The 23305-nt window shown below is 33.4% G+C and carries 19 protein-coding genes; 8 read left to right on the top strand and 11 right to left on the bottom strand.

Annotated features, from left to right (window positions below):
• The first annotated feature begins 41 nt into the window (after window positions 1-41).
• Window positions 42-2162, top strand: a complete 2121-nt coding sequence (locus EB819_RS11140) for a carboxy terminal-processing peptidase (RefSeq protein ID WP_069799906.1) — start codon at window positions 42-44, stop codon at window positions 2160-2162.
• Window positions 2163-2212: 50 nt separating this feature from the next.
• Here the strand turns inward: EB819_RS11140 and EB819_RS11135 are convergent, their stop codons facing one another.
• Window positions 2213-2725, bottom strand: a complete 513-nt coding sequence (locus tag EB819_RS11135; protein WP_245993147.1) for a methylated-DNA--[protein]-cysteine S-methyltransferase — start codon at window positions 2723-2725, stop codon at window positions 2213-2215.
• Window positions 2726-2931: 206 nt separating this feature from the next.
• Between EB819_RS11135 and EB819_RS11130 the strand changes: the two genes are divergently transcribed.
• Together EB819_RS11130 and feoB are read left to right on the top strand one after the other, a co-directional pair.
• Entirely contained in the window at window positions 2932-3186 is a 255-nt protein-coding gene (locus EB819_RS11130) for a FeoA family protein (RefSeq protein WP_069799908.1), read from the top strand.
• Window positions 3187-3218: 32 nt separating this feature from the next.
• Window positions 3219-5261 carry a ferrous iron transport protein B gene (gene feoB / locus EB819_RS11125; protein WP_069799910.1) on the top strand — a complete coding sequence of 681 codons (2043 nt, stop codon included), beginning with the start codon at window positions 3219-3221 and terminating at the stop codon, window positions 5259-5261.
• Between the two features lie 30 nt (window positions 5262-5291).
• Here feoB and EB819_RS11120 read toward each other — a convergent pair whose 3' ends face one another.
• On the bottom strand, window positions 5292-5792 hold the full coding sequence (locus EB819_RS11120) for a ferritin (protein ID WP_069799912.1): 501 nt from the start codon (window positions 5790-5792) through the stop codon (window positions 5292-5294).
• A 545-nt stretch (window positions 5793-6337) separates the two neighbouring features.
• Window positions 6338-8035, bottom strand: coding sequence for a M14 family zinc carboxypeptidase (locus EB819_RS11115; RefSeq protein ID WP_069799914.1), 1698 nt, complete (start codon window positions 8033-8035; stop codon window positions 6338-6340).
• Between the two features lie 55 nt (window positions 8036-8090).
• Between EB819_RS11115 and EB819_RS11110 the strand changes: the two genes are divergently transcribed.
• On the top strand, window positions 8091-8891 hold the full coding sequence (locus EB819_RS11110) for a hypothetical protein (RefSeq protein WP_069799916.1): 801 nt from the start codon (window positions 8091-8093) through the stop codon (window positions 8889-8891).
• 73 nt (window positions 8892-8964) lie between these two features.
• Here EB819_RS11110 and lepA read toward each other — a convergent pair whose 3' ends face one another.
• From lepA to EB819_RS11070, 8 genes are all read right to left on the bottom strand, one after another.
• A complete protein-coding gene (gene lepA / locus EB819_RS11105; protein ID WP_069799918.1) occupies window positions 8965-10761 on the bottom strand; it encodes a translation elongation factor 4 in 1797 nt (598 codons plus the stop codon).
• A 96-nt stretch (window positions 10762-10857) separates the two neighbouring features.
• Window positions 10858-11370: a hypothetical protein gene (locus EB819_RS11100; RefSeq protein WP_069799920.1), complete on the bottom strand. Its 513-nt coding sequence runs from the start codon at window positions 11368-11370 to the stop codon at window positions 10858-10860.
• 7 nt (window positions 11371-11377) lie between these two features.
• Window positions 11378-11881, bottom strand: a complete 504-nt coding sequence (locus EB819_RS11095; protein ID WP_069799922.1) for a hypothetical protein — start codon at window positions 11879-11881, stop codon at window positions 11378-11380.
• 22 nt (window positions 11882-11903) lie between these two features.
• Window positions 11904-12455 carry an RNA polymerase sigma factor gene (locus EB819_RS11090; protein ID WP_069799924.1) on the bottom strand — a complete coding sequence of 184 codons (552 nt, stop codon included), beginning with the start codon at window positions 12453-12455 and terminating at the stop codon, window positions 11904-11906.
• Window positions 12456-12590: 135 nt separating this feature from the next.
• The gene (locus tag EB819_RS11085; protein ID WP_069799926.1) at window positions 12591-13232 is read right to left on the bottom strand and encodes a 50S ribosomal protein L25/general stress protein Ctc; all 642 of its coding nucleotides are present in this window, start codon (window positions 13230-13232) and stop codon (window positions 12591-12593) included.
• A gap of 55 nt (window positions 13233-13287) precedes the next feature.
• Complete coding sequence (locus tag EB819_RS11080) at window positions 13288-14226, bottom strand: ribose-phosphate pyrophosphokinase (RefSeq protein WP_069799928.1); 939 nt, start codon at window positions 14224-14226, stop codon at window positions 13288-13290.
• Between the two features lie 87 nt (window positions 14227-14313).
• Window positions 14314-15789 carry an SGNH/GDSL hydrolase family protein gene (locus EB819_RS11075; protein WP_069799930.1) on the bottom strand — a complete coding sequence of 492 codons (1476 nt, stop codon included), beginning with the start codon at window positions 15787-15789 and terminating at the stop codon, window positions 14314-14316.
• An 11-nt stretch (window positions 15790-15800) separates the two neighbouring features.
• Window positions 15801-17042, bottom strand: a complete 1242-nt coding sequence (locus EB819_RS11070; protein ID WP_069799932.1) for an OmpP1/FadL family transporter — start codon at window positions 17040-17042, stop codon at window positions 15801-15803.
• Between the two features lie 407 nt (window positions 17043-17449).
• Between EB819_RS11070 and EB819_RS11065 the strand changes: the two genes are divergently transcribed.
• The 4 genes from EB819_RS11065 to EB819_RS11050 all read left to right on the top strand — a co-directional run bounded on the left by EB819_RS11065 (window position 17450) and on the right by EB819_RS11050 (window position 23150).
• Window positions 17450-18709, top strand: coding sequence for a PSP1 domain-containing protein (locus EB819_RS11065; protein ID WP_069799934.1), 1260 nt, complete (start codon window positions 17450-17452; stop codon window positions 18707-18709).
• The gene (locus EB819_RS11060; protein WP_069799937.1) at window positions 18702-19169 is read left to right on the top strand and encodes a gliding motility lipoprotein GldH; all 468 of its coding nucleotides are present in this window, start codon (window positions 18702-18704) and stop codon (window positions 19167-19169) included. The genes EB819_RS11065 and EB819_RS11060 overlap by 8 nt, the downstream gene beginning before the upstream one ends.
• 7 nt (window positions 19170-19176) lie before the next feature.
• Window positions 19177-21540, top strand: a complete 2364-nt coding sequence (locus tag EB819_RS11055) for a penicillin-binding protein 1A (protein ID WP_069799939.1) — start codon at window positions 19177-19179, stop codon at window positions 21538-21540.
• Between the two features lie 65 nt (window positions 21541-21605).
• The gene (locus EB819_RS11050) at window positions 21606-23150 is read left to right on the top strand and encodes a protein adenylyltransferase SelO (protein ID WP_069799941.1); all 1545 of its coding nucleotides are present in this window, start codon (window positions 21606-21608) and stop codon (window positions 23148-23150) included.
• Window positions 23151-23305: the final 155 nt, after the last annotated feature.

Below are 23305 nucleotides of genomic sequence, written 5' to 3'. Positions count from 1 at the left end.
ATAGTTAACCCAACTTATTGTAAATAATTTTATTAAAAAATATGTTCAAAAAATTCAAACTCAATAGACTTTTATTTTTTGCGCCACTTGTAACGCTAATGTTCTGTTTCAATGCACCGCAGAATGATGACGAGAAGATGCAAACGATTATGATAAGTGTAAAAAATACGCTTTCTTATCTGCATTATTCGCCTAAGCCGATTAATGATGCTTATTCTGCTGATGTTTACGATAAATACATGGAAATGATAGACCCAGGAAAAAGATTTTTCCTGCAATCAGAAGTAGATGAATTCAGCAAACACAGAACCAAATTAGATGATTATCTGAACAGAGGTGATTTAACTTTTTATAAACTAACGGTTGATAAATTGTACGACAGAACCGCAGAAATCGAAAAATATTCTCAGGAAATCTTGAGCAAACCCATTAATTTTGAAGAAAATGATGAATTAATTCTGGAGCCAAAACTGAAAAAATATCCTCAGAATCAAGAAGAATTAAAAAACGAGTGGAAAAAATTCATCAAGTACAATATTCTTCAAGAAATAGAAACGCTCAATGCAAAAGAAGAAACGCAACGTGAGAAAAAAGACAGTGTAAACCGTCTGAAACTGAAAGATACCATCAAGTTAGAAATTCTTACACCTGCGCAGAAACAAGTAAAAGCTACGGAAGAAGTAAAAGATTTAATGACTTCTATGTTTAAGAGATTCCAAAAGCGTAAAAAAATGGATTGGTTCTCGGTTTACATGAATGCATACACAGAAGTTTTTGATCCGCATACCAATTATTTTTCACCTCAAGACAAAGAAGATTTTGATGTGAATTTCGTAGGAAAAGTCATTGGAATTGGGGCAACGATTCAAGAAAGCAAAGGAAAAATAAAAATCGGAACATTGGTAGTTGGCGCTCCAGCTTGGAAATCGAAACAGATTTCAGAAGGAGACGAGATTCTAAAAGTTCAGTCTAAAAAAGGAGAAGAACCAATTAATGTGACGGGAATGTTGGTAGATGAAGCGGTGCGTTTTATCCGTGGCGAAAAAGGAACAGAAGTAGTTCTTACGCTTAAGAAAAAAGATGGAACCATCAAAGAAGTGAAGATGATTCGTGAAGAAGTAGCGATAGAAGACACTTTTGCGAGAAGTATCATCATCAATGGAGCGAATGGTAAAAAATATGGATTCATCAATTTGCCAAGTTTCAATGCAGATTTTGAAGATGCTAAAGGAAGAAATGCTTCAGACGACATAAAAGCAGAACTTATTAAACTAAAAGCTCAAAAGGTAGAAGGAATCATCCTTGATTTAAGAAATAACGGAGGTGGTTCTCTTACCGAAGTGGTAGATATTATGGGACTTTTCATGAATAACGGACCTGTTGTTCAAGTAAAAGACGGAAACGGTAGAGTTCAGGTGATGAGAAACAAACAAAATGACCCAATTTGGACTGGTCCATTGGTAATCATGCAAAACGAACTTTCGGCTTCTGCTTCTGAAATTTTAGCAGGTGCGATGAAAGATTACGGAAGAGCAGTGATTGTTGGTTCTCCTAATTCTTTCGGGAAAGGAACAGTGCAGACTTTCGTAGAACTGAATAGATTTTTAAACAGTACGGATGATTTTGGTTCACTGAAATTAACCATTCAGAAATTTTATAGAATCAACGGAAAATCTACCCAGTTAAAAGGAGTTGAGTCTGACATCCCGATGAAAGATGTGTTCTCTTATGAAGAAATCGGCGAAAGGTTTGACAATTATGCTTTACCTTGGGATCAAGTTAACTCTAGCAGTTTTACAGTGAATAATCCAATAAATGTTGCAGATTTGGCGAAAAACAGTCAGTCAAGAATGGCTCAAAATAAATTTTATCAATTGTTATTAGAATCTGCACAATGGAGAGAAAAATTAGACAAAGAAGAAAAGATTTCTCTTAATCTAAAAGATTTTGAAACGGTGATGAAAACCAGAAAAGCACAGATTGATAAATTCAAACCATTGATTAAATACAATAACGGATTGAACTTCGCGCTTCATGCAGACGAAGTTGCCAGAGGAAAAACCGATGAGGTTTTTGCTAAAAAATCTGAAAACTGGATGAAAAATCTGAAAAGAGATATTTACCTTCAAGAAACCGTAAATATTATCTCTGAACTCAAATAAACATCTTTGATGTATTTATAACTCCTCCAAATTTTTGGAGGAGTTTTTATTTAGAACGTCAATTCTACTCCTTCAAGTTTTAAAAGCGCGGCTTTTCTATTGACACCACCAGCATAACCCGTTAATGAAAGATTTTTGCCAATTACTCGGTGGCAAGGAACCACCAAGCATAATTTATTTCTAGAATTGGCATTGGCAACTGCTCTTACCGATTTTGGACGTTTCATGGCATCGGCTTGAGATTGATAGCTTCTGTACTCTCCAAAGCTGATGTTCTGCAACTCTTCCCAAACTTTTTTCTGAAAATCTGTACCCGTAAATTCTACTGGAACGGTAAATTTTGTCAATTTACCTTTGAAATATTGGCTCAATTCCTTTTCCAGAAGTTTTAAAACTCTGTTATTCGATGTTTTGATGACGCCATAACCTTGCGAAATTTCTTCCATGTGCTTTTCAAAATATTTAGAATCTTCAAAATCGAGGAGAAGCAAGGCATTTTGATTGGCAAAAGCCACCATTTTACCAAGTGGAGTTTCGTATGATTTGGTGTACAGCATATTCATAATGAATGAGTTTTCAACAAATTTAGGAAGAATTTTTGCGAAAAGAGGGTTTAATTTTTAAAATACTTTTTCATTTCATCAATTGGAGAATCGTTTTTCGTGAGAAGATGTTTTTAATCAGCAATTCTTTTGAAAAAAACTATGGAAGTCTTATTTAGAATTAAAATAAATAAAGTATATTTGCTCCTCAATTAATTATAGAAATCTTGCAGACAAATATTTCAAATAAATTGTGCTGTTTTCCTCGAAATAAAAAGGGGAAAATCAAAGGTTATGATAACGAAAACTTGCAGATGCCCAATAAGATTATCGAAATGGGATTATTGCCAGAAACATCTTTCGTCATCTTACATCAAGCGCCTTTTAGCGGTCCTCTGTACATAGAATACGGAGAAGAAAAAACGAGAGTTGCTCTTCGTGAAGAAGAAGCGAGATTTATTTTCGTAGAACCAGAAAATTAAACCATAATTTCTACTGAAATTTGGAAAATTATATGCCGAACTCAGCAAAAAAACAAAAACATATTCTTTTGGTAGGAAATCCCAATGTAGGAAAATCTACCCTCTTCAATTTGCTTTGTAACAAAAACCAAAAAACCGGCAATTACGCTGGAGTTACCGTTGCTTCACACGAAGGAACTTACCTATACAAAGACGAAGAAGTAGAAATTGTAGATTTGCCAGGTTCTTACAGCATTTATCCCACTTCTGAAGACGAGGCTATTTTCACTAAATATTTGATTGAAGAACAAGAAAAATACAGCGGTGTAATTTACATTGCAGATGCGCTGAATCTCAAAAGAAGCTTACTGCTTTATCAGCAAATTAAAGATTTGGGAATTCCTGTTTTGATGGTCATTAACCAAGTAGATTTAGCGGAAAAAAGAGGTTTACACATTGATTCTAAAAAACTGAGCGAACTTCTAGGTCAAAATATTCTAGAAACCAATGCCAAAAAGAATATCGGAATTGAAGAAATAAGAGAATCTATTTTTAAAGATGAATTTTCGGTTTCGGATAAGCCTTATTTTGATATTCCTTCAGAGAATTTAGGATTGGTTTTCAAGATTTCAAGACAAATCGAGGAGAACAATTTCTATAAAGTGTGGACGCTTATTGCTGCAGATACTTATCTCGGCAAATTAGAAAGTGTAAAAACACAACTGAATCAAGAAGACAGAAAATGTATGGTTCCTAAGCGTTTACAAGTGCAGGAAACCATCAGAAGATACCAACAAATTGACGGAATTATCTCTCAAACCATTTCTAAAAAACCTCAGTTCAAGGAACTTCTCACCGAAAAATTAGATAAAGTTTTAGTACATCCTGTTTTAGGATATTTGGTTTTTGGGATTATTTTACTCACCATTTTCCAAAGTGTATTTTTCATCGCAGAATATCCTATGAATTGGATTGATGCTGCTTTTGCTTGGCTATCAGAAACTTCCAGAACTTGGCTTCCAGAAGGTCCATTGAATTCATTAATTTCTGACGGAATTATTCCAGGAATTGGCGGAATTGTGATTTTTGCTCCACAAATCGGGATTCTTTTATATTTCTTGTATTTATTAGAAGATTCTGGTTACATGGCAAGAGTTATTTTCTTGATGGACAGATTCTTACGACCGTTTGGTTTAAACGGAAAAAGTATTGTTCCGCTCGTTTCGGGAACAGCTTGTGCCATTCCTGCAATTATGAGTACCAGAAACATAGAAAATGTAAAAGAGCGACTCATTACGATTCTGATTACGCCTTTTATGACGTGTTCTGCAAGACTTCCGGTTTACAGTATTATTATTGCGCTTATATTTACCGATGGAACTTTCTTTGGCGTAAAATATAAAGCGATTGCGCTTCTGGGAATGTATTTCTTAGGATTTGCGACTTCGCTTTTAGCCGCATTTATTTTAAAATATTTCATTAAAAATAAAGGAAAAACCTTCTTGGTAATGGATTTGCCAACGTATAAAATGCCACTTTGGAGATATGATTTCAAATTGGTTTTAGGTAAAGTTTGGGAATTTATTACTGGAGCTGGAAAAATCATTTTGGCGGTAAGTGTAATTCTTTGGTTTTTAAGTTATTTCGGACCGAAAGATGATTTCCATATTTTAGAACATCATTCAGATGTGAAATTAGAAAATTCTTATTTGGCTAAAATCGGGAAACAAATGGAACCTGTGATTTCACCCTTGGGTTACGATTGGAAAATGGGAGTAGGAATTCTTACCAGTTTTGCAGCGAGAGAAGTGTTTGTTGGCACAATGTCAACACTTTACAGTCTTGATGATGATGCTCCAGAAAAATCTGTTATTGAAAAAATGAGAAGTGATGTAAAACCGAATGGCGAAAAAGTCTTCAGTTTTGCAACAGGACTTTCCATTCTTATATTCTACGCTTTTGCGATGCAATGTATTTCTACGATTGCTGTAGTCTACAGAGAAACAAAATCTTGGAAATGGACGGCGATTCAATTGGTTTTCATGTCTGGTTTAGCTTATCTAGCTTCCATGTTGGTTTACCAATTTTTCAAATAAAAAAACTGCTTTTAAAAGCAGTTTTTCATTTTATTCAGCTACGAAAACGCGTTTCGCCAATTCTTGATCAAAAAGATACAAAGCAGAAGGATTGTCTTTCACCATTTTAATTTTCGAAATCAATTGAGAAGCATTGGCTTCTTCTTCTACCTGTTCATTCACAAACCATTGTAAGAAAGCAGCAGTAGAGTAATCTCCTGCATCATTAGCAGCTTTTACAATGTCAAAAATACTTTTGGTTACTAATTTTTCGTGCTCTAAAGCTTTTTCAAAAATTTCTAAAGCATCTTTGAAATCATGAGGAGGTTGTTTTACTTCTTGTAGCACAATTTTTCCACCGATATCGTTCAAATAATCAAAGAATTTTTCTGAATGCATCAGTTCTTCTTTAGATTGAACTCTGAAATAATTGGCAATTCCGTCTAAATCTTGTTCTAAAAACCAAGCGCTCATGGATAGATACAATTGCGCGGCATATTGTTCTTTTGCAATTTGCTGATTCAGCAAATCAAATATATAATCTCTGTTCATAATAAATGAATTTATTCAAAGATAAGAAAGAAATCTGATTTAGTTTTAAGAAATTTTATCTCTTCCTGGGCATTTTTTACATCTTTTCCCTTTCTTAAATTTCTTGCAACATTTCTTTTTGCCACAATATTGTTCGTAATTTTTGCTCTCCATGGTTGGAACAACAAGATTGAAATAAGGGTTAGTTCTGAAATCCATGATACAAAATTAATCTTTATTTAGAATAGTTCAAAATAATTATGTAATTTTGTAATAAGATTTTTGTCATGGAAAGTTTAGTCCTTCAATACGTTATCATTTTTGCGGCTTTATTAGCGGCATCTTATTCTATTTATAACATCATTAAAAAAACTTTTTCTCCAAAAAAATTCGATAGTAAAAGAACGCATTGCGATAAAGATTGCGGATGTTCATGATTTTTAAAACATTGAAAACCTTTTTCTAACATTAAGAGTTTATTAAGGAATTAAGAAAAATAAGTTTTAATTCTTCGAGTTTTTTCTTAATAGCTTTCTTGCTTAATGGTTTAAAAATCTATTTTTAAATTACCGAATTCTATAAATAGGATATTGATTTACAGAACCTTCGTAATATTCTGAATTTTTATACACCCAATCTAATTGAGCAGCTCCATCTTCTGCAAAATTAGCATCTGAAGCTTTTTTCAGTTCAAAAGCGGTTTTTAAAGCTTTGTTGGTTTTTAATAATTCGGCAGCAGTATCTTCGAAAACATAGTCAGAAAAATACTCTTTTTGTCCCAAAATTCCATCGAAAAAATTCCAGTTAAAGTAAGAGTCAACTGCTTCTGGTTCTAGCGTTTCTAAAAGGAATTTCACGCCAGATTGTTTTGTAGAAACCAAATAATCTCCTTTTCTGAATTTTTTAGTCTTTAATTCTGATGAAACTTGAGTATCGAAATGCAAGTAATGACCTTCGTAAGGATTTTTTACGGTTTTAAAATCTACAATTTTATAAGATTCAACTGTTATCAAAGAATCTGATTGTAATTCTTTGAATTTGATTTGATTGCGTTTTAAATTTTCTATGATTTTCCCTTCAGATTTTGGAATCACATAGTAACTTGGGATTACAATTTCTTTGTCAGCTTTGTAAGTGTCAAAGAATTTTACTTTTCTTGTGAAAGGTTTATTTCTGTCGTAGAAAAGTCTTGGTTTTCCTGAAATTTCACTTGGTTTTTTTCCAGCTTCATAACCTTTGAAATCAATAAAACTGTATTTGGTGCTGTCTAATTTCCAACGAATTGCGTATTTTTTATTTGGTAAATAATTGGTTAATTCTTCCATCATTTTTTTAGAAATATCCAAGTAGTTTTCATCCACAAAATTGATGGAGTGCTTCATGTATTCATACGTTGCATTTACGCGGTCTTTGTAAGGTTTTAGCATGTGCGTTTCTGCCACGGTTCCCGGAATATTGAAAAGGGTAGTGTAACCTGTTGCATAACGAGGAGAATCCATAAACGCTGGAAATCCTTCATCTGGAGAATCTCCGTGAATATTGATGTAAGGAACGTTCAAAATTTTAGATTTCTCCATATTTTGAATCAGTTTCGGTTGCATTTCTTTGTGAAAATACGTTCCGAGAGAATTTCCTAATCTTTCTTTATTGGTAGAAATATAGGTAAAAGTATACTGATAATCTGCGCCATTACTTACGTGATTATCAATAAAATAAATCGGTTTTAGCCAATGAAAAATCTCTTGAAAAGCTTTGGCATTTTCTGTATCATTTTTGATGAAATCTCTGTTCAAATCAAAATTTCTAGCATTTCCACGGAAACCGTGTTCTTCTGGTCCGTTTTGATTGGCTCTTGAAAATTTCCCGCGTCTTTGCATTCCCGAAATATTGTATGCTTCAATTGCTGCAACTTTGGTATTTTGTGGAACTTTTATTTTTCCTAAAGCCAAATCTCGTATCAGCATCATGGTAGCATCAATTCCGTCACTTTCACCAGGATGAATGCCATTATTAATGAAAATTACGGGAATATTTTGTTTTTTTGAGTTATCAAAAATTACGACTCTAATAAGTTCTCCGTTGTCATCTTTTCCTTTTTCTACCACCGAAATACTTTCAAAGTTTTTGTCTAAATCTTCATAAAACTTCACCATTTCTTCATAGGTGGTGGTTTGATTTCCGTTGCCTTTTTCGTAAGGTGTTTTGAAATCTTGAGCAAAAGAAAATATCGTTTGAAAGAGGAAAAGTATTGTGATTTTTTTCATTGAAAGGAAATTTTAAACGAAGGTATTAATTTTATATCTTTGATAAAACTAAACAATGAAAACATTCTACCTTATTTTCGTTTCACTATTCATTATCAGTTGCCAAGAGAAAACTTTTGCTGATGATATTACTTTGGCTTATCCAAAAAACACTAAAATGAAAATTCAGGAGTTTAATGAAGATGGTAATTTAGGAGGCGATAATTTAATATATGTTGGAAAAATTATTCCAAATATTGATGTGAAATATTATGAGAGTATTTTGCCTCCCCCACCTCCACCTGTGAAAATCAATGAGATAGATAAAACTTTCAATGAAAGAATAAAGAAAGAAATTGACTCAATCAATTTAAGTCAAAAACCATATTTTAAACGAAATTTATTGAAAATTCATTTTTCTAAAGAAAATGAGCCTTATGATTCTTTAACAAATAAAAACCTACAAATTATTGTAAAACAAAAAGATACAATTCCTATTTATAAGCAAGATTATATAACTCATCAATTTAAAACGTTCAAAGCATTTCCTGTTTTTATTAAGAATATTTCTAACAAAACTTTAAAAATCCCAACTGAATCTAAAGGTGTAGCCTTTTATGCTTATGATAATGAGAGAAAAAATTTCTATTATCTTCGAAATAGTAATTATATGATTTGCGGAACAGGAATTAATTTCTACAACTATTTCGAACTCAAACCCAATGAAATTTTAGTTTATGCTTATCCTTACTTCAAAAAAGGAAAAGTGCATAAAGCTAAAGTGAAATTTCATGACGCTTCTTCAAAAGAATTTGATATTTCTATTGATGATAAAATTATTGAAGATCAAAGAAATAGATATATTATGGATTTTTAGAAATAAAAAAATCCACAGAAATTTCTGTGGATTTGTATTTAAAGTAAGGATAAGTCGCGACTTGTCCCTACGTTTAATCATTCAATTTCAAAACTGCCATAAATGCAGATTGTGGAACTTCGACTCTACCAATTTGCTTCATCTTTTTCTTTCCTTCTTTTTGCTTTTCTAGGAGTTTACGCTTTCTGGAAATATCACCACCATAACATTTTGCGGTAACATCTTTTCTTAAAGCTTTTACGTTTTCACGGGCAATAACTTTTGAACCAAGAGCTGCCTGAATTGCAATATCAAACTGTTGACGAGGAATCAATTCTCTTAGTTTTTCGCACATTTTTTTACCAATGTAATACGCGTTGCTGTCGTGAATTAACGAAGAAAGTGCATCTACCATATCTCCATTGATTAAAATGTCCATTTTCACCAATTTTGAAGCTCTAAAACCAATTGGGTGGTAATCAAATGAAGCATAACCTTTAGAAATTGATTTTAATCTGTCATAAAAATCAAAAACAACTTCTGACAAAGGCATATTAAACACTAATTCTACACGGTCTGAAGTCAAATAAGATTGGTTTACAATTTCGCCACGTTTTTCGATACAAAGCGTCATTACAGCACCTACGAAATCTGATTTTGTAATAATGGTAGCTTTGATATAAGGTTCTTCTACACGATCTAGAGCAATAGGATCCATCATTTCTGACGGGTTATTAATCAAAATCGGAACATTCGGTTCTTTTTTAGAATATCCGTAGTAAGAAACGTTAGGAACTGTAGTAATTACGTTCATGTTAAATTCTCTGTCAAGACGTTCCTGTACAATTTCCATATGGAGCATTCCTAAGAAACCACAACGGAAACCGAAACCAAGAGCCGCAGAACTTTCTGGCTCGAAAACCAAAGAAGCGTCATTCAACCTTAATTTTTCTAGAGAAAATCTTAATTCTTCAAAATCTTCTGATTCTATAGGATAAATTCCCGCGAAAACCATTGGTTTTACATCTTCGAAACCATCAATTGCTTCGGTTGCAGGATTTGCCATAGAAGTAATGGTATCACCTACTTTTACTTCTCTTGCGTCTTTAATTCCAGAAATAATATAGCCTACATCTCCACATTTGATTTCAGATTTTGGCGCTTGTTTTAGTTTCAGCGTTCCTACTTCATCTGCTTCATAGACTTTATCCGTCGCCATGAATTTTACTTTCTCACCTTTAGAAATTTTACCGTTTACTACTTTAAAGTAAGCTTCAATTCCACGGAAAGGATTATAAACAGAGTCAAAAATCAATGCTTGAAGCGGCGCATTTTCGTCACCTTTTGGTGCAGGAATTCTTTCTACAATTTGTTCAAGCAATTCATGAACGCCAGCTCCAGTTTTCCCAGAAACACGCAAAACATCTTCTGGTTTACAACCCAAAAGATTTACGATTTCATCGGTAACTTCTTCCGGATTAGCAGAAGGTAAGTCTATTTTATTCAGAATTGGAATAATTTCCAAATCATTTTCTAGCGCTAAATATAAGTTGCTAATCGTTTGTGCTTGAATACTTTGTGCAGCGTCTACAATGAGAAGTGCACCTTCACAAGCAGCGATGGAACGAGATACTTCGTAAGAAAAATCTACGTGTCCCGGTGTATCGATCAGGTTGAGAATATATTTTTCGCCTTTATATTCATAATCCATTTGAATGGCGTGAGATTTTATGGTAATTCCACGTTCTTTTTCCAAATCCATATCGTCAAGAGTTTGCGCTTGCAACTCTCTTTGAGAAACCGTATTGGTATATTCTAAAAGTCTGTCAGCAAGGGTAGATTTCCCGTGGTCGATATGTGCGATTATGCAAAAATTTCTAATGTTCTTCATTCTTCTTTTTCAATGATTTGCAAAGATATTGATTTTAAGGTAAAATCCTAAAAATAAAAAACTCCGAATTGATTTTCGGAGTATATTTTAAAGATTTTAAGGATTTGGCATCGGTTCGCGACCTTTTGGTGGTCCCATTTTTTGTCTGCGTTCCATAAATTTTTCGCGCATTCTTCCTTCTTGATTAAAAAGTTTCAGCACTTGTTGAGGTGTCAAAATTTTGAGAAACTTATCAGCATACACTTTTCGGTTGTTGAGCAGTTGTTGACCTAAGTCAAAACTTTGGTTCAACATTTTCTTAGCTTCTGCATTAGAAAGGTTTTCTTGAGAGAAATCTGCTCTGAATTTATTTTTGATGGTTTTTTGACTTTCTAGATATTCTTTGAGAAGGATTTTAAAAGCTTCTTGCTTTTCGACAGGAACCTGTAAGTTTTTGATGGCCATCATGGTAGCGGCATCTTCCATCAATTGTTTTCTTTGCTCAGGAGACATTTGTCTGATGTATTCTCTGCGCTGTTCTGGTGTCATTTCTCTAAAATTTGGCTTTTCTTGAGCTTTAAAACACATAAAGGTTCCAAAAAATAGAAGGATATAAATAAAATTTTTCATAATAGATTTAGTTATAAAGGTCTAAATAGATGTCGTGACTGGTATTTTTTGATAATTCTGCCAATTCTTCTTGAGTCAAAGAATTAAGAAGTTGCTCATAATTTTCATCAGTGTTTTTAGAATTCAAAATTTGTTCTGTAATTTCTGGGTTTTGGATATAAGCAACTTCACTATTGTTTCCTTTGGCAATATTTTGTGATGAATTTTGGGTGTTATTTTGTTCTGGTTTTGGCTGTGTAGTTTCTACTTTGGTTATGGATTGCACTGAATCTTGACTTGGTTTAGAAAATTCTGTCTGGTTGGTTTTCCATAAGAAAGTAAAGCCAAAAATTAATGCTAAAGCAGCAGCAATAGAAGTCACCATAGAAAAATTGATTTTAAAAATCTTCGGTTGATGTTCTTTTTTTCTTACGGTTTTATTAAACACATTTTCCTGCATTTCCTCGAAAGTGTTTTCGGGAATTTTGTAGGGTGTTTTTTTAGCTAATTGTTCTATATTAAAATCTTTCATTTTCTAAAAATTTTAAATTTTCTTATGATTCGTAGTTTTCTCTGATGTAGTTTTCTATTTTTTCTTTGGCGTAGTGGTAATTGGTTTTGCAAGTACTTACGCTCATTTCTAGAATGTTACTTATTTCTTCGAAAGGCAATTCGTCATAATATCTAATATTGAAAACTAATTTTTGTTTTTCTGGCAATGTTTGAATGGCTTTCTGCAATAAAACTTGAATTTCTTCTGCGTCATGTTCTGCATTTTGGGCGACTAAGTTTTGCATGTAGTATTCTGCATCTTCATCTGTTTTTTGCATTTTTTTCAATTTTGCCAATTGCTGAAGCGCTTCATTGGTAGCGATTCTGTAGAGCCAAGTGTACAATTTACTGTCTTGCTTGAATTGCCCAAAATTGTTATATGCCTTAATAAAAGTGTCTTGCAAAACATCTTGCGCAAGATCATGTTGCACAATTAACCTTCTGATATGCCAATAAAGCCGACTTTGGTAGGTGTCCATCATCGCACGAAGTCCTTTTTCCGAAGAATTGGGCTGTAACATCAAGCTGATGATTTCGTCGTCTTTACACTTCATAATTTAGTTTTCAATGGTTTGATTGTTCTTTTTAAGGAAAGTTAAATTTAAAAATAAAAAAAACAAAAGTTTATAAAATAAAAAAACCATCCCGATATTCGGAATGGTTTTATATGTAGAAAAAAGATTCTCTAATTATTCTGCTGCAGGAGCTTCTGCTTCTGGAGCCGCATCAGTTGCTACTTCTTCTTCATCTTCATCATCTTCTACCATTGCACCAGCATTTTTCATAGCATTTCTAGACATCTTCACAGCAGCTACTACTGCGTTATCTGGATGTAAGAAAGTGTATTGATCGTTTTTGATGTCTCCTACATATAATTTGTTACCAATTTTAAGTGGAGTTACATCTACTACGATTTCGTCTGGTAAGTTAGCAGGAATAGCTTTCAATCTTAATTTTCTGAAAGATTGTCTTAAAACACCACCCGCTAAAACACCTTTTGCACGACCGGTAATTCTTACAGGAACTTCCATAACTACTGGTTTATCAGCGCTTAATTGATAGAAGTCTGCGTGAAGAATTTTGTCTGTAATTGGGTGAAATTGGATGTCTTGTAAAACAGCATCAATTTTTTGACCATCTAGCTCAATTACTACCGTGTGTGCATCTGGAGTGTAAACCAAGTCTTTGAAAGATTTCTCAGTAGAAGAGAAATTGATTGGTTGCTCACCTCCATAAACAACACAAGGAACTAATTCAGCATCACGTAGAGCTTTGGTAGACTTTTTGCCCACGCTTTCTCTTTTTGTACCTTGAATTGTAATAGATTTCATTTAAAAAATATTTAAGTGTGTTAAATTTTTCAGGCTGCAAATATAGTGAAAAAAATTATATAATAAACTTATCACTAATTGATTTGTGCTCGTGTACCATTTTCATTACGTCTGCAAAAAGTGCTGCACAAGATAAAACCTTGATTTTAGAAGAAAGCTCTGATTTTACTGGAATCGTATCAGTTACAATAACTTCGCTAATCTGAGAGTTTTCTATATTTTCATAAGCTTTGCCAGAAAGAACAGCGTGAGTTGCCATAGCTCTTACTGATTTTGCTCCGTTTTTCATCAAAATTTCTGCTGCTTTGCAAAGTGTTCCTGCTGTGTCTATCATATCATCAATGAGGATAACATTTCTGTCTTTTACATCACCTATCAAGAACATTTCTTCTACTACATTTGCTTTTTTTCTTTCTTTATAGGCAATTACTACTTCTGCACTTAGGTATCCTGCGTAATTTTTCGCTCTTTTTGCGCCACCCATGTCTGGTGAAGCAATGGTAAGATTGTCTAAGTTTAAAGACTTAATGTGGTCTACAAAGATGGTAGAAGCATAAAGATGGTCTACAGGAATTTCGAAGAAGCCTTGAATTTGGTCAGCGTGTAAATCAATAGTCATGATTCTGGTTGCGCCGGCTGCAGTTAAAAGATTAGCTACTAATTTTGCTCCGATTGGTGCTCTAGGCTTATCTTTTCTGTCTTGTCTAGCTAATCCAAAATATGGAATCACTACGGTAATACTCTTTGCTGATGCTCTTTTTGCTGCATCAATCATTAAAAGAAGTTCTAGAAGATTATCTGCTGGTGGAAAGGTAGAGCCGATAAGAAAAACTCTTCCTCCTCTTACAGATTGATCTAATACGGGTTCGAATTCCCCGTCACTAAACTGTTGGAAATTAATTTTCCCTAATTCTTGCCCATAGTGATTTGCAATTTTTTCTGCTAAATCTCGACTTGTTCTGGTGCAAAATAAATAGGTTGCTTGATCAGCCATTTTTACTTTTTTTGGTTTGGCAAATTTAAAAAAAATAAAACCACCTGAAAAATATCAGGTGGTTTTTATAAAAATTATTTTTTATTATTATGGGAAAGTTACTCCAGAATAAGCATTGATATCTACAAATGGTAAAGTTGAAAAATAAGTATTATTAATCGCTTTAATAAAAGTATTAGCAATAATTGCATATCCTCTTCCATTAGGGTGAACGCCATCAAGAGAAAAAGTTCCTCCAGTTATAAATGATGCAGTATATTTTACACCGTTATATTGGATCCCTGAAGTTGTGCCTAATTCTTTCATTTTTGCATTAGCATCTACTAGAGCAAGACCATTTGCTGTAGCTAAACTTGAAATTGAAGCGTTGTAAGCGTCTGTTGCAGCGATTACTTTAGCAGCTTCTTTTTCAGTTAATACATATTTGTCTACAAGTGGAGTTGCAGTTCCTCCTTTAACAGTTGTATCTCTTAATAAAGTTAATGCAGGCAATAGTATTAAGTCATTAGCTGTAGTTTGTCTAAGTGAAGGCAGTCCTAATCCAGAAAGGTTTGTTAAGTCTTTGTCAACAATAACAGCACCATTAAGCCCATTATTAAAGTTGATTCTTCTTTGATTGAATTCTGCTTCAGTAATTAAGTTTGCAGCTTTTGCCTGACCTAAGCCAGCGTTATATGCTGCATATGCACCGTTTAATTGTGTGATTTGAGCAGCAGTTAATCCGGTAATAGGTTTAGCAGGAACTGTTGTAAAGTATGGAATTGATGTTACGTAAGGAATGTTTGCAATTGCTCCTTTAGAATTTGCGTTTGCAGTTTTAAGAGTTGTAATGACAGTTTTAATAACGTTTGCAACCACATTAGGGTCAGAAATATCATTAGAACCGTAAGTAGATGGGTCTAAGTTTCCTTTTCTATCTACACCAGAACCTCCAGAAGTAGCATAAGAAAGAACATCATTGTTTCCAATCCATAAAGTGTAGAAACTTGGTTTTTGAGCAGCAGCATCAGCTAAAACTGTTGTAGTTGCAGATGTTGCAAATCTTACGAAATAAGGGTTTGCTTTTCCAGCAGATAAGTTAGCCGCACTACCATATCCAGGTGTTACTAAATGGAAAGATTTAGCACCAGGTACTCCCATATTGTTAAAGTATTTTCCAGTTCCACCAATAACGTCAAGGTTAGCACCTGGAGCTGAAGGAGTAGGTGAAAGAGTTGGACTTAGCGTAAGTTTTCCGTAAAATTCGGTATTTCCTGAGGCAGCAAATAAGTCTTTAAATCCACCTACATTATTTGGCATTAAGGGTTGTGTGAAAGTTTGTGTACCTCCTGCTAATCCCATTTGTTTTGCAATCATTGAAGGGAATGATTCATTTTGTCCGTCAAGATATAGGGCACCATCTCTGAAGCCAGATGTTAATGAATTTCCTACAGATACAAATTTTGAGAAATCCGCTTTACCTGTAGAAACAGTCATGTTATTTACGTCTCTTTCGAAATCTGTATTACAGCTTACTAATGTTAAAGCCGAAATTGCGAAAGCTGATAATATTATTTTTTTCATAATTTTTAAAATTAAAATGCATTGTAAGTGAAACCTAAACCTAGATACATTGCTTTAGCTTTAGCCTGTCCTCTGAAGCTTAAGAAATCGTTGTTTACTTTTCTTGCTTCTGGGAATGATAAAGCAGCTGCTAAATCTACTCCTAACTTTCCAAATTTATATCCAAGACCAGCTGTTACTACGCTAGCGTCAAAAGATGGAGTTTCTGGGATGAAATATTTGTCTTCATAAGGAGATTCATCGAAATAATATCCTAATCTACCTGCTAATTTATCAGTTAGCATATATTGTGTACCAATTCTAAATGTTTTAGCATTTTTGAAGTTTTTAGGAGATACTAAAACCGTTTTATCTGCTTGGTTCCCTACAAGAGCATTTTCGAAGTCTAGCGTTAATTTACTGTATCTTTCCCAACCGTGGTAGTTGAAATCAGCTGAAACTAACCATTTTGGTGTGATTTTATAAGTAAGACCAATTGTATACTCATCTACAAGTGGTAATTCTGCTGTAAATGCATCTTGACCATCTGCTCCTACATTTAATTGTGGAGAAGTAAGTACAGCTTCTGGAACCCCTGTAAATGTAGCCATACCATTTTCTGCTTTCATGATAACAGCAGAACGATAAGCAATACTTAAATCTAAATTACTGCTTGGTTTAAGATAGAAACCTAGTCCAAAACCAGAACCTGTTGCTTTTTCGTCATTTATATTAAGTGTTCCTCCTAGGTTGGTAACCGCTTTGTCCCAATCTACCATTCCTTTTGCATAGATATAGCTTACACCGATAGAAGCCCAATCATTAAATTTATAAGAAACCATAGGTTGGAAATAGAAGCTTTTTAGTTCCATTTTTTGTACAATTTCTCTACCGGTCCAATCATCTGCCCATTTTACTGTACTTCCGAATGGTGTAGTAACGCTTAAACCTACAGAAACATTATTTGTAACTTTATATGCGATTGCTGCATATAGTGGTGTTCCCACAGGGTTTTCTGTCTTGTAAGATTGTAAAGTTTCTAGACTTTGGTATTCTACTTCAGAAATAGCACCAAAACCACCCACTGCAACACTCAATTTGTTAGGAATAAAAGAGATACCTGCAGGGTTAAAAAAAGCTACACTCGCATCTTCAGTATGCGCGCTAGTGTGAGCCATTGCAAGCTGTTTTACACCTTGTAATGATACTCTAAAACCTCCTGCGTAAGAAAATACGCCAGCTAAAAGAGCTGTAGTTATTAAAATTCTTTTCATGTTAATTAATAATTATTGCGCCAAATATAGAATTTATTTATATATAAATGTTAAAATTATATTAAAAAAATTAAACAAAAATTAAATTTAATTTATTTTTTATCATTTTTTATTTGAATTGAAAAAAATAAATATTTGATTATCAAATATTTGGAAAACTATTCAAAAAGAATTATTAAACGATTGTTTAATTAAAATACTTTTAAACAATAATTATGTATTGCATGTAAAGCTCAAAAAATAAAATATGAATAATTTAATAATATTGTATAATATTTATTAATGTTATGTTAAAAATTGATTTTTATGTAAAAATATGATAATTTAGACTTCCTGATGATAGACTTATTGTTTTATGTCATATTGTTTAAAAATTATACTAAATTTGCAAGAATTAAAATATTATTATGAGTTGTGGATGTAATTCATCCGGAGATTCTAAACATTCTTGTGCTACTAAGAGCGCTACAGGTTGCGAAAATGTCAATACCTGTGGGAATAGTTATAAATTAAGCGTCTTTGATTGGTTATCTACAATACAGGCACCTAAACAGAATAAGTGCAATTTTGTAGAAGTGAGATTTAAGAATGATAGAAAATGCTATTACAATAATGTAAACCAGTTGCCACTTCATATTGGTAGCGTAGTTACAGTAGAATCTAATCCGGGTCACGATATAGGTGTAGTAAGTTTAACAGGAGAACTTGTTAAAATTCAGATGAAAAAGAAACATTTTTCTGAAGATGCTGCCCTCAAAATTTATAGAGTCGCTACACAAAAAGATGTAGAGATTTGGCAAGATGCCAGAAAAAAAGAAGATCAAACAAAGATTCAGGCAAGAAAAATTGCTAAAAACCTAGGTTTGGAAATGAAAATCACCGATGTAGAATATCAAGGAGATGGCTCGAAAGCTACTTTTTATTATACCGCAGAAGGTAGAGTAGATTTCCGTCAATTGATTAAAGAATACGCTTCATCTTTCAAAACAAAGATTGATATGAAGCAAATAGGCTACAGACAAGAATCTGCCAAAGTAGGCGGAATAGGCTCTTGTGGTAGAGAATTATGCTGTTCTACTTGGCTTACAGACTTCCGTTCAGTAAATACCAATGCGGCAAGATATCAGCAGTTAAGTATCAATCCGCTAAAATTAGCAGGACAATGTGGTAAATTAAAATGCTGTCTTAACTTCGAATTAGACAGTTATGTAGATGCATTATCAGATTTTCCTTCTTCTAATACTATTCTAGAAACCGAAAAAGGAAGAGCATTTTGCATTAAAATAGACGTTTTCAAAAAGAAAATGTGGTTTGCCTATGTAGATAATTCTATGGCTTGGTATGATTTAGACGTTGCTGAGGTTAAAAAAATGATGAAAATCAATAGCAAAGGTCAGAAATCAATTCCATTAGAAGAATTGAAATCCTTCACAGGAGCAGATAAAGTGGAAACGGTAGATTTAATTCAGGAGAATAATCTGGATAGGTTTGAGAAAAAGAAACCGAACAAGCATAGAAATAAAAATACAGGAAATAATAGAGCAGAGCAGGTAACCAAAGAGCCAGAAGCTCAAAAGGATAATACTAAACCTGAAAAAACCAACGCTCCTAAAAAGTTTAATAAAAACAAAAAAAGATTTCCTCCAAAAAGAAATAATAATGATTAAATATTTTAAGATATTTTTCGTTTCTATAATGCTTATTTCATGTTCCTATAATAATGAAGTGGTTTCTATGAATGAAGTAAACGGAACTTGGGATAAGAAAAAGGAACTGCTGTTCACTATGAATATAGAAGATACCAGCACTCCTAAAAACATTATATTTGTTGTAAGAAATAATAACGATTATCCTTATAGTAACCTGTTTTTAATTACTTACCTCAAAGCTGAAAATGAGAAAAATTTTAAAATAGATACGCTTAACTACATCATGGCAAAACCTAATGGAGAATGGTTAGGAAAAGGTTTTGGAGAGACTAAAGAAATATTATTTCAATATAAAAACCAATATAAATTTCCAAAAAAAGGAAAATACATTATTGGTGTAAAACAAGGAATGAGAACCAATAGTCTAGTAGGAATTGAAGATTTGGGCGTAAAATTAGAAAATTCAACACAACCATAATCATTATATGGAAAAAACTGTAAAACAAGGCAGCACACTTAATTTTCCGTTGCCACCCAAAAAGCAAAAAAACTTCGGTTATAAAAAATGGGTGAAATTCATTTGGCTTGGCTTAGGAGGAATAATTCTAGGAACAGCATTTTTGTTTTTTGCTGTATCTCAAGGATTTTTGGGAGATATGCCAGATGTAAATGAATTAGAAAATCCAGATATTTACGTAGCTTCAGAAATTATTTCTTCTGATGGAGTTACCTTAGGAAAATTTGAGAAAGAAAAAACCATTCCGGTTACCTATAAAGATTTGCCACCACATTTGGTGTATGCATTAATGGCAAAAGAAGATGAACGTTTCCGTGAGCACTCAGGAATTGATTTACAAGCTTTTGCAAGAGCGGTAGCTTATGGTGGGAAAAGAGGTGGTGGATCTACTATTTCTCAGCAGTTGGCAAAATTATTGTTTACTAAAGGAGCATCTCAAAATAAATTTCAAAGAGCTTTCCAAAAACTAAAAGAATGGTCTGTTGCAGTAAGTTTGGAGAAAAGATATACCAAAGAAGAAATCATCACGCTCTATTTTAATAAGTTTGATTTCTTGCACAATGCAAACGGAATAGAACTCGCTTCTAGAATATATTTCAATAAACCTACCAAAGAACTTACGCTTTCAGAAGCAGCCACTTTTGTAGCAATGCTCGAAAATCCAGTAAGAAATAACCCGATAAAATATCCTGAAAAGGCAAAAGCAAGAAGAAATGTGGTTCTAGAGCAAATGCTTAAAACCAACTATATAGACCAAGCTACTTATGATAAAGTGGTGGCTGAACCTATCGTAGTAGATTTCCATCCTGTAGAATCTGTAGACGAAGGATATTCTGCTTATTATAAGCATTATTTGAGAAAAGAAATTAATAGCTATTTAGAAGAATACGAAAAAGAGACCGGTAAAGATGTAAATATTTACAGAGATGGTCTTAAAATCTTTGTAACCTTAGATTCTAAAATGCAGAAATATGCAGAAGAAGCCATTAAGGAACACATGACCAATCTTCAGAAAAGTTTTGATTCAGAACAACGCAGAAATCCTAATAGACCTTTCTATTTCTTGAAGAAAAAGCAAATAGATGATATTATGCTAGCTGCTATGAAAAGAACTGGCAGATATAAACAATTGGCTGCAGAAGGAGTTTCAGAAGATTCTATTATGATGGATTTCAAAACACCTACCAAAACCACCATCTTTACTTGGGAAGGAGAAAAAGAAACCGAAATGTCTCCGTATGATTCTATCAGATACCACAAGCAAATTGCACAAGCTGGATTAATGTCTATGGAACCTGCAACTGGTGATATCAAAGCTTGGGTAGGAGGAATCGATTGGAAACATTTTCAATATGACCACGTAAAACAAGGAAAAAGACAAGTAGGTTCTACATTTAAACCTTTTGTTTATGCTACTGCGATTATGAATTTAGGAATGACTCCTTGCTCTACCGTTTCTAATGCTACTTATACTAAAGGAGATTGGGTAGTAGAAGGTAAAGGTGGTAATCTTACTTTGAGAGATGCTTTAGCACATTCTAAAAACCCTGTTGCGGTAAGATTAATAGAATCTGTAAGTCCTAAAAAAGTAATCCAATTGGCTAGAGATTTAGGAGTAACAGAAGAAATGCCAAATGAATATGCAATCGCTCTAGGTTCTTCTGATATTACCATTTACGAAATGTTGGGAGCTTACAGTTCTTTTGCAAATTTTGGAAATTACATAAAACCAGAAATGGTTTGGCGTATAGAAGATGCTAATGGTAGAGTAATTAAAGAAGTGAAAAACGAAACCAAAGAAGTCATGAACGAAATGTACGCTTATACCATGATAGATTTAATGAAAGGCGTTACAAGATTCGGTACAGCTTCTGGTGAACTAAGAAGAATGGGAATTCCAGAAACTGTAGAAATTGCTGGTAAAACAGGTACTACTCAGAATAACTCAGATGGTTGGTTCATGGGAATTACGCCTAATCTAGCAACTGGAGTTTGGGTAGGCTGGGAAGATAGAGCAACACACTTCTTTAGTACAGGTGAAGGTCAAGGTGCGAGAATGGCATTGCCAATTTGGGGAATTTTCATGAAGAAAATTTGGGCAGATAAAGAACTCGGGATTACACCAGATGATAAATTTGCCAAACCTTCTAATTGGACGGGTGATTGTGCAGATTTACAAGGATTGGGAGGTTATGGTGACGATGGAGGTTTACAAACCATTGACCAAATCAAAAATCCTAAACCGAAAGACAATCAGCCTAAAAACAACAAACCAAAAGAAGAAAATCTCAACGAAAATCTGAACAAAGACGAAGTAGATTTCAATCAATAAAACTCATAAACCGTTTCAATCTTATTTGAAGCGGTTTTTTCTTGAAAATCATTTAGCTTTGCAAAATGAATTTAGATAAAATCACACAGAGATATTTTGACCTTTTTCCAGGAGATTTTTCAGGAAATCCTGTACAAAGACAAACGCCCAATTTCTTTTTTGCACTTACCGACATTTATGGATTCAAAAAAGCACAGTTATTGCACTTTAACGAAAATTTATCCGAAGAAATAGGCTTTGGAAAAATTGAAAACCAAGAGGATACAGATTTTTTGAATGCTACCAAACTTCCAGAAAATGTGAAAACTTTTTCTACCGCTTATGCAGGTCATCAGTTCGGACAATGGGCTGGTCAATTAGGTGATGGAAGAGCCATTTATGCCGGAGAAATAGAAAATTCTAACGGGAATTTTACAGAAATTCAGTGGAAAGGAGCTGGAGCGACTCCATACTCTCGTCATGCAGATGGAAGAGCTGTTTTGCGTTCATCTATCAGAGAATATCTCATGAGTGAAGCCATGTTTCACTTGGGAATTCCTACTACAAGAGCGCTTTCTCTTTCGCTTTCTGGAGAAAAAGTGGCACGAGATATCATGTATAACGGAAATGTAGATTTCGAGCAAGGAGCGGTGATTATTAGAACTTCGGAAACGTTTCTTCGTTTTGGGCATTTTGAGTTGTTAGCAGCAAGAAATGAACTCGATACTTTACAAAAACTCGCAGATTTTACCATCGAAAATTATTTCCCTGAAATTGATAAAAATTCGACAGAGAAATATCTGGAATTTTTCAAAAAAGTGGGCGAAAAAACCGCCGATATGATTGTAGAATGGATTAGAGTAGGATTTACTCATGGCGTAATGAATACCGATAACATGAGCATTATTGGAAATACGATAGATTACGGCCCATTTTCATTTTTAGATGAATATAATCTGAATTTTACTTCCAATACAACTGATTTACCAGGAAGAAGATACGCTTTTGGTAAACAAGCGCACATTGCTCATTGGAATTTAATTCAATTAGCGAATGCACTTTTCCCTTTAATTAAAGATGAAGCTGCGCTGGAAAAAATCTTAATTGATTACAGTGAAATGTTTTGGAAAAAGCATGATGAAATGATGGCGAAGAAATTCGGGTTCGAAAAATTAGAAAGATATGATGCTGATTTCTTTACTTCTTGGCAAAAATTGATGGAAGAAATTTCTACAGACTATACTTTGTTTTTCAATCTGTTAGAAAGCCTTGAAGAAGGTACAGATATCGTTGAACATTTCAAAAAATCTTTCTATCAAAACTTGAATAAAGAACAAGAAACTTTGCTGATTGAATTTGTTGAAAATTACAAACAAAGACTTTCTTACAATCAAATTTCCAAAGAAGAAAGCCGAAAAATCATGCAAAAAGTCAATCCTAAATTTGTCTTGAGAAACTATTTATTATATGATTGCATTGCAGAAATGGAAGAAGGTAAAACAGAACTTTTTGACAAACTTTGGAATGCTTTGCAAAAACCTTACGAAGAAATCTACCCAGAATTTTCTGTAAAAAGACCAGAAAAATATGAAGGCGTAGTTGGCTGTAGTTCGCTTTCTTGTTCTTCCTAAGAATTTAACCACAAAAGAGACAAAAGAATAGTTTGAAAAAAAAGAATTTTAAAAGTACAAAAAGGAAGGGTTTTTAGCTTTTTTTACTATTGAATAACTTAAAAACGTCTTTTATCTTTTGTCTCTTTTGTGGTTAAAATAAATTATTTTTGCAA

Origin of the sequence: Cloacibacterium normanense (genome assembly GCF_003860565.1) — a bacterium.
Lineage (GTDB): Bacteria > Bacteroidota > Bacteroidia > Flavobacteriales > Weeksellaceae > Cloacibacterium > Cloacibacterium normanense.
Note: the sequence above shows the minus strand (reverse complement) of the source record. Positions and strands in the feature narration are given on the sequence as shown.

What these genes read in the sequence shown, in the direction of transcription:
- EB819_RS11140 (WP_069799906.1), top strand. Translation starts at nt 42, where the DNA reads ATGTTCAAAAAATTCAAACTCAATAGACTTTTATTTTTTGCGCCACTT.
- EB819_RS11135 (WP_245993147.1), bottom strand. Translation starts at nt 2,725, where the DNA reads ATGAATATGCTGTACACCAAATCATACGAAACTCCACTTGGTAAAATG.
- feoB (WP_069799910.1), top strand. Translation starts at nt 3,219, where the DNA reads ATGCCGAACTCAGCAAAAAAACAAAAACATATTCTTTTGGTAGGAAAT.
- EB819_RS11120 (WP_069799912.1), bottom strand. Translation starts at nt 5,792, where the DNA reads ATGAACAGAGATTATATATTTGATTTGCTGAATCAGCAAATTGCAAAA.
- EB819_RS11115 (WP_069799914.1), bottom strand. Translation starts at nt 8,035, where the DNA reads ATGAAAAAAATCACAATACTTTTCCTCTTTCAAACGATATTTTCTTTT.
- EB819_RS11110 (WP_069799916.1), top strand. Translation starts at nt 8,091, where the DNA reads ATGAAAACATTCTACCTTATTTTCGTTTCACTATTCATTATCAGTTGC.
- lepA (WP_069799918.1), bottom strand. Translation starts at nt 10,761, where the DNA reads ATGAAGAACATTAGAAATTTTTGCATAATCGCACATATCGACCACGGG.
- EB819_RS11100 (WP_069799920.1), bottom strand. Translation starts at nt 11,370, where the DNA reads ATGAAAAATTTTATTTATATCCTTCTATTTTTTGGAACCTTTATGTGT.
- EB819_RS11095 (WP_069799922.1), bottom strand. Translation starts at nt 11,881, where the DNA reads ATGAAAGATTTTAATATAGAACAATTAGCTAAAAAAACACCCTACAAA.
- EB819_RS11090 (WP_069799924.1), bottom strand. Translation starts at nt 12,455, where the DNA reads ATGAAGTGTAAAGACGACGAAATCATCAGCTTGATGTTACAGCCCAAT.
- EB819_RS11085 (WP_069799926.1), bottom strand. Translation starts at nt 13,232, where the DNA reads ATGAAATCTATTACAATTCAAGGTACAAAAAGAGAAAGCGTGGGCAAA.
- EB819_RS11080 (WP_069799928.1), bottom strand. Translation starts at nt 14,226, where the DNA reads ATGGCTGATCAAGCAACCTATTTATTTTGCACCAGAACAAGTCGAGAT.
- EB819_RS11075 (WP_069799930.1), bottom strand. Translation starts at nt 15,789, where the DNA reads ATGAAAAAAATAATATTATCAGCTTTCGCAATTTCGGCTTTAACATTA.
- EB819_RS11070 (WP_069799932.1), bottom strand. Translation starts at nt 17,042, where the DNA reads ATGAAAAGAATTTTAATAACTACAGCTCTTTTAGCTGGCGTATTTTCT.
- EB819_RS11065 (WP_069799934.1), top strand. Translation starts at nt 17,450, where the DNA reads ATGAGTTGTGGATGTAATTCATCCGGAGATTCTAAACATTCTTGTGCT.
- EB819_RS11060 (WP_069799937.1), top strand. Translation starts at nt 18,702, where the DNA reads ATGATTAAATATTTTAAGATATTTTTCGTTTCTATAATGCTTATTTCA.
- EB819_RS11055 (WP_069799939.1), top strand. Translation starts at nt 19,177, where the DNA reads ATGGAAAAAACTGTAAAACAAGGCAGCACACTTAATTTTCCGTTGCCA.
- EB819_RS11050 (WP_069799941.1), top strand. Translation starts at nt 21,606, where the DNA reads ATGAATTTAGATAAAATCACACAGAGATATTTTGACCTTTTTCCAGGA.